The sequence below is a fragment of the Tolypothrix sp. VBCCA 56010 genome, assembly GCF_050875635.1.
GTDB lineage: Bacteria > Cyanobacteriota > Cyanobacteriia > Cyanobacteriales > Nostocaceae > Hassallia.
On sequence record NZ_JBPAOH010000376.1, the window covers coordinates 1 to 887 of the forward strand.

Genomic DNA, 887 nt, shown 5'->3' on the forward strand with positions numbered 1-887 from the left:
GATAAGTTACATAAAGCTGCAATTTATGCTAGGGTTTCTTCTGCTGAAAATAAAGATAACCTTGACCGTCAAGCAGAAAGATTGACCAATTATGCCATAGCCAAAGGTTATCAAATAGCTCACGTCGTAAAAGAGGTAGGGAGCGGGTTAAACGATAATCGTAAGAAACTAGAAAAGTTACTAAAACAAGAAAACTACCAATATTTAATAGTAGAACACAAAGACAGATTAGGACGATTTGGTACACACTATATTGATCTATTACTTACTAGATGCGGTGTCACTTTAGAGGTAGTTAACCTTGCTGAAAATGGTCGTGATGAACTGATGACAGACTTAGTGGCAATTATCACATCGTTTGCTGCCAGACTTTATGGTCAAAGACGAGCTAAAAGAAAAACTGAGAAGATAGTCGAGACATTGCAGTCAAAAACTGATGAGTAAATGTTTTATTTTATCTAGAAATATATTCAGGTATCTGATAATGATTTTAGGTCGAAATTTGCTTGTTCATTTGTGTCTATGCAAAATGTAGAAAAACACACAATTAAATACGGTCACGAGTGGTTTCCTTACTGTGAGGACATTACTACTGCATCGAGTAAACTTTACAACACAGTTCAATTTACACAACGTCAAGGCTTCTTCTATGGTTGGGGTACGCAATCTCAGGCTAAATTAGATGTGATGTTTAAATTAGATAGTAATTATGCAGCAATGCCTGCAAAAGTTGCTCAGCTGGTTTTAAAACAGAACACTGATGCCTGGAGTGCTTATTACAAAGCTATGGAGGTCTACAAATTAGACCCAAAAAAGTTTACTGGTTACCCAAAGCCACCTAGTTATATTGACGAGAAAAACATTGTCAAATTTAACTACCAAGCTAT

At 35.9% G+C, this 887-nt stretch carries 1 protein-coding gene and 1 pseudogene; both read left to right on the plus strand.

Going from position 1 to position 887, the window contains the following annotated elements; all coding sequences use genetic code 11:
- A partial coding sequence (locus AABK37_RS41570; protein WP_432557210.1) for an IS607 family transposase occupies nt 1–444 on the plus strand: 444 nt, incomplete at its 5' end.
- Nucleotides 445–522: 78 nt separating this feature from the next.
- Nucleotides 523–887 (plus strand): annotated as a pseudogene (locus AABK37_RS41575) (RNA-guided endonuclease InsQ/TnpB family protein); the annotation flags it as partial.